The organism is Pseudofrankia coriaricola, from assembly GCF_001854805.1.
In the GTDB taxonomy this organism is placed as follows: Bacteria; Actinomycetota; Actinomycetes; order Frankiales; family Frankiaceae; genus Pseudofrankia.
Genome location: NZ_MBLO01000151.1, coordinates 1 through 5,122, shown reverse-complemented (window position 1 = coordinate 5,122; position 5,122 = coordinate 1). Strand labels below are relative to the sequence as shown.

Below are 5,122 nucleotides of genomic sequence, written 5' to 3'. Positions count from 1 at the left end.
TGGCGGGTTTCGGAACCCTCTACTCGTGGACGGTCGTCGAGCACCAGGTCCACCCGTTGTACCCGGTGCCCTACACGGTGGTCCTCGTCGAGCTCGAGGACGTCCCGTCCGTCCGGTTCGTCGGCCACCTTCCCGGTGCCCCCGACCTCGTCGCGGGGCAGCGCATGCGGGTCTGGTTCGACGACACCACGGGCGTGGTCGTGCCGCAGTGGCGACCGGTCGGTGCCATCACCCAGCCGAGCATGAGGGTCGGTCGCCACGAGTGAAAATCCTCCGAGTACGACCGCTTCCTACTTCCCCTGGTCAAGCTCCCGCGATAGGACTCGAACCCATACCGGTGGTTTGTTGGATCAGGGTGGTTGGTAGAGGTGCAGGCCGTGGCCTGCGATGATCGTGGTGGTCAGGGCTTGGGGTTCAGCGGGTGGGGGCGTGGTGGACCAGGCTTTCCACCAGCGGTGGAATCCGATAGCGGAGTCCACGGAGCCGACGCCTACCTGAACGGCGCGTGACCCGGCCGGCGCGGGACAACGATCACGCCGAGGACGACCGCGTCCCGCCGCGCGCCGAGGCGCCCGACCTCATCGACGAAGTGTCCTGCTTCCGGCGAGATCGCCGCCGCCCAGGCGGGGATGCCGTGCCGCAGCACCGGGCTGTCCGCCAGCGCCGCACCGCGGCGGACAATGGACGCCACCGGTTCCGGGAGCGGGTCCCGGAGCTGCTGGTCCACCCAGTGTGCGGCGACGGCGCGGCCGGCCAGGATCTCGCGGACCAGCGCAGCCAGTCGGTCTATCAACTCATCGACGCCCTCGGCCCCGGCGATGTCTTCGGTCAGCCGAACCACCGGCTCCGGGATCACCATCTGCCCGAAGATCGCCGGCACCGGCACCCGCGTGCCGGCGAACACCCGGGCGAACGTCGCCTGCGCCTCCGCGTCCATCGGCCGAGCCGCCCGCCCGACGAGCCCAGTGCTCGAACGGTGGTTCAGGGCCAGGGACTCGACTCCGCCGCCGTCGATCGCGGCGTCCACCGCCGTGAGTAAGCGATCGAGCCGGTCCCGCTCGGCGAGCAGCACGGCGCGGTGCTGCTCGAGCACGTCGCCGAGCTCGTCCAGAGCAGCCCGGATGCTGTCGAGCCCGAGACCCAGGCTGCGCAGGAGGTCTATCCGCAAAAGCAGCAGCAGGTCGGCGTCGGAAAAGGTCCGGTACCCGCTGTCGCGATGCTGGAGGCGGATCAGGCCGATCCGTTCGTAGTGGCGGATACGGCCCGCCGAGATGCCCGTCAGCGCCGCCACCTCGCCGATCAACAACCCGCGGTCACCGGCCACGTCGTCTCGGGTTCGCTTCGTCGTCTGCGCTCACGGCGCTTGACCTTACGACCATCGCAACGTCCAGGCTCCCGGTCATGGACCACACGACTCTCGTTGACCTCACCCGACGTGTGCTCAAGCTGGCTGCCGACCGGACTGCGGACCTCGCTCCAGGCGTGGCCGAGCAGAATGCCTCCGCCTACTTCGACCCCGACCGGCTGGCCGCCGACCGCGAGCTGTTCCGGCGCACCCCGCAGATCGCCGGGTATGCCGGGGAGCTCGCCGAGCCGGGAGCCTTCGTGACCAAGACGGTCATGGGCACGCCGCTGGTGCTGACCCGGCAGGAGGACGGCTCGGTCGCCGCGTTCCACAACGTGTGCGCCCACCGGCAGGCCCCGGTCGCGAGCGGCTGCGGGGTCGCGCGCCGGTTCGCCTGTCCCTACCACGCGTGGACGTACGACACAGTCGGCCGGCTGCGTCACATGCCGATGCCCGAGGGCTTCCCTGACCAACCGACCCGCCTCACCCGACTGCCCGCGACCGAACACGCCGGCTTCCTGTGGGTCGCGCTCGACCCGGACGCCGAGCTGGACATCGAGGCTCACCTCGCCGGGTTGTCGGACGAACTCGCCTCGTGGGGTGTCGGCGCGTGGACGCCCATGGGCGAGCGGGTTCTCAACGCCGACATCGACTGGAAGCTGGCCGTCGACACCTTCGCCGAGAACTACCATTTCGCCACCGTTCACCGGGAGACGTTCGCCTCGGTGGCGCTCTCGGGCGTCGCGGCGTTCGACACCTATGGGCCACACTCCCGGCTGGTGTTCCCGATGCGGACGATCACGGAACTGATCGACCGGCCCGAGCAGGAGTGGAACCCGCTCTCGCACGCCGTCGTCATCTACCACCTGCACCCAGGCGTGGTGATCTCGACGACGGTCAACAACGGGGAGCTGTTCCGCATCTACCCGAGCTCCGAGCCGGGCCGTTCGGTGACGTTCCATCAGAACGCCACCCCGGTCGACGTGTCCGACGAGGCGCAGCGCCTGGCTTTCGAGGAGATCTTCGAGTACGCGCACGCGACAGTGCGGGACGAGGACTACACGCTCGCCGAGCAGGTGCAGCGCAACCTGGCAAGCGGTACGCAGCCGGTGCTCCGGTTCGGCCGGAACGAGCCCTGCCTGCAGCACCGCCATGTTTCCTGGGAGTACGCGATCCGGGAGGCCGTCACACCCCGGTAGACGCGCACCGGTGGGTCACGTCCAAGCAGTGCTGGTACGCGTCGACCACCGTTTCGCGCCTCTTCGTCGTCCGCGGGAGGAGATCCCTGCCCCCGGGTCCGCAGGACACCCTTCCCTGGCGTGGTCAGGTCACACCCACGCAGAAAGACCGTACAAGAGGACGCGTTCACTCAGACCCAGGCGAGGCGGCGGCCAATGACGAGGCGCTTGATCCGGCCGGCGCCCTCGAAGATCTGCACAACTTCGGCCTCGCGCCTTTACCGCTCGACCAGGCATGCCACCGAACGCTACACTTTTTACATGAGTGTAAAGAACCTGGGTACATCGATTGGCGTTCGCGTCGAGCGTTGATGGACGCGCCGCACGCGGGTCCAGCGGCCGGCGCCGCCTGGGCCGGGTCCGGTCGCCAGGTACTGCCGGCCCATCCCCCCGACCTGGGCTCCACCGTGACCCCGGTGTCCTCGACGTTGCATTCAAGGCTCCAGCGAATTCAGGGGCTCCGGCGACTTGTGCGCGAGCCCTGTCCTGGCAAATATCGTAGGTAGGAATCCCTGGTCATGAGAGGAGGGGCATGGACCGTACGGCCGTTCTGGACAGTATACGGACCGTGTCGTTCGTAGGGTTTGACGACATGCCGGAGCGGGCTGTGCCTGACGGTCGGGTCCGCAGGCCAGTGATCCGTTCGTGACGATCATGATCGAGGTCGGGGAATCCGGCAGGGTCACCGTCTGGGTGACCAGACCAGCGAAATCGAGGGCTGAGGATGCCATTCATCGACCATGTTGCGATCTGCCCCGCGGATCTGGAAGCCTCGCTTCGGTTCTACCGGGACGGCATTGGGCTGGAGGTTCTGTTCGACGTCACGATGGACATGGATCTCGAGCAGTTTCTGGGTGCGCAGACCAAGAAGCCCCGGACAGTGTTCCTGGGTGACCGGAACAACGAGGAGGCGGGCCGGGTGGAACTGTTCGAGCTCGGCACCGGAGATCTGCCGGGCGGCAGCGCCGCCGCTGGCCTCCCGCACCGGGGAGCCTTCCTGCTGTCGTTCGTCGTGCCCGTCGAGCAGACGCTTCACCGCCTGGCCGCGCTCGGCTTCGGCGGTGAACCGCGCACGATGCCGACGCCGGGCGGCCCCGCCGCGACCGTCGTGGACCCGGACGGGATCATGGTCGAACTCCTCTCCCGGCCGGCAGCGCTGTGACGAGCTGACCGGCCGGCATGCAGGAGCCCTTTTCGAACAGGGACCGGCGCCGCCGCCGGACCGCGCCGGACCCGTTCGAAGAGGGCCGACGTCCACGCGAGTCCCCTCCTGGTCTCGGGATCGACGATGCGTTCCTGCGCTTTCCGGACGGTAGCGACGATGTATCGTTCGAAGGTGGCGCGACGAAGCTGACGGTGTTTGCCGATGATCCCGAGGCGGTCAGGGGGAAAAATCCGCCTGGTCGGTGACCTGGTGGCGGATGATGCGGAGCGTTCTCATGAAGGACAGCTGGTCGGGGTCGACGTCGGCTTCGTCGGCGGCTTCGGTCATGAGGGTGCGTATGGCGTAGTGGGTGAGCAGGAGCGCCCAGATCTTCTGTTCGACGAGATCGGGACGTTTGGAGTGTCAGGATTGACGACATGGCCGGTCACCTAATCAAGCGGCATTGGTTCGAACGTCCAGGGAATCTTGCGGAGAATCAGGTCGCTCAGTCGAGAACGTCTCATCCTTCTCGTTCTTCCACGAGAGCGGAGCGGCTGATTTTCGTCGCGGCCGTACGGGGCAGCTCCGCGAGGAACTCGACCGTCTTGGGAACCTTGTACGGTGCCAGCCGACCCTTGAGGAAGGAGATGACGCCCGCTTCGGACAGGCTCGCGGTCCGTGGCCTCGGCACGACGATCGCGTGTACCCGGCGTCCCCAGTGAGGATCGGCGAGGCCGATGACAACAGCGTCGGCGACGTCCGGGTGCTCGGAGAGGGCGGCCTCCACCTCGGCCGGGAAGACGTTCGCCCCACCGGTGACGATCATGTCTACCCGGCGGTCCGCCAGGTAGAGATATCCATCGGCGTCCAGGTGGCCGATGTCCCCGGCGGTTCCAAAGCCGTCCAACGTCTCGGGCAGCAGGGGCGCGCCGCCGAGGTAGTCGTATCCGCCGGTTCCCTGCCAGCGTAGGTAGACGTCGCCCTGCTCGCCCGCCGGCACAGGGTTCTGGTTCTCGTCGAGGATGCGGATCTCTGTGCCTCGGAACCCTCTTCCGACACTTCCAGGGTCAATGCCGTGAAGCTTAAGTCGATCTTGGATGGCTGATCTTCCGCTGTTGCTGGCCGGCGGGTTGGTACGGCGTGGCGGCGTGGCATCTGTGCTGGTGGGTGGTTTGGTCACGGTTCGTGGCTTCGATGATGTCCCCGGACCAGGTGTCGGTCGGGGTGCTGGTGACGGCGGTCCCGCGTGACGCGGTGGATGAGGCGGTCGAGGTCTGTGGGGTCGGCGAGCGGCGGAAGGGCGGGAAGCTCCCGCCGCATGTGACGTCGTATCTGACGCTGGGAATGTGCCTGTTCCCGGACGACGACTACGCCGAGGTCGCGGCGAAGGTCACC

At 67.6% G+C, this 5,122-nt stretch carries 5 protein-coding genes and 2 pseudogenes; 4 read left to right on the top strand and 3 right to left on the bottom strand.

Annotation, left to right across the window (positions count from 1 at the left end; genetic code table 11):
- A partial coding sequence (locus BCD48_RS20720; RefSeq protein ID WP_241841884.1) for a Zn-ribbon domain-containing OB-fold protein occupies positions 1 to 266 on the top strand: 266 nt, incomplete at its 5' end.
- Between the two features lie 224 nt (positions 267 to 490).
- Here BCD48_RS20720 and BCD48_RS20715 read toward each other — a convergent pair.
- Positions 491 to 1,324: a MerR family transcriptional regulator gene (locus tag BCD48_RS20715; RefSeq protein ID WP_083418966.1), complete on the bottom strand. Its 834-nt coding sequence runs from the start codon at positions 1,322 to 1,324 to the stop codon at positions 491 to 493.
- A gap of 77 nt (positions 1,325 to 1,401) precedes the next feature.
- On the opposite strand from BCD48_RS20715, the gene BCD48_RS20710 reads away from it, so the two are divergent.
- Together BCD48_RS20710 and BCD48_RS20705 are read left to right on the top strand one after the other, a co-directional pair.
- Positions 1,402 to 2,544 (top strand): aromatic ring-hydroxylating oxygenase subunit alpha, encoded by a 1,143-nt coding sequence (locus BCD48_RS20710; RefSeq protein ID WP_071050070.1) that lies wholly within the window; start codon positions 1,402 to 1,404, stop codon positions 2,542 to 2,544.
- Between the two features lie 763 nt (positions 2,545 to 3,307).
- A complete protein-coding gene (locus BCD48_RS20705; protein ID WP_071050069.1) occupies positions 3,308 to 3,745 on the top strand; it encodes a VOC family protein in 438 nt (145 codons plus the stop codon).
- A gap of 219 nt (positions 3,746 to 3,964) precedes the next feature.
- Here BCD48_RS20705 and BCD48_RS46905 read toward each other — a convergent pair.
- A pseudogene (locus tag BCD48_RS46905) lies at positions 3,965 to 4,147 on the bottom strand (IS4 family transposase); the annotation flags it as partial.
- Positions 4,148 to 4,247: 100 nt separating this feature from the next.
- Positions 4,248 to 4,790, bottom strand: a pseudogene (locus tag BCD48_RS20700) (class I adenylate-forming enzyme family protein); the annotation flags it as partial.
- 131 nt (positions 4,791 to 4,921) lie between these two features.
- Between BCD48_RS20700 and BCD48_RS20695 the strand changes: the two are divergent.
- Positions 4,922 to 5,122, top strand: a 201-nt coding sequence (locus BCD48_RS20695; RefSeq protein ID WP_198543325.1) for a transposase domain-containing protein, incomplete at its 3' end; no start/stop codon positions are given.

Excerpts from the sequence above, each read along its gene's own strand:
- BCD48_RS20710 (WP_071050070.1), top strand. The coding sequence starts at position 1,402 with ATGGACCACACGACTCTCGTTGACCTCACCCGACGTGTGCTCAAGCTG.
- BCD48_RS20705 (WP_071050069.1), top strand. The coding sequence starts at position 3,308 with ATGCCATTCATCGACCATGTTGCGATCTGCCCCGCGGATCTGGAAGCC.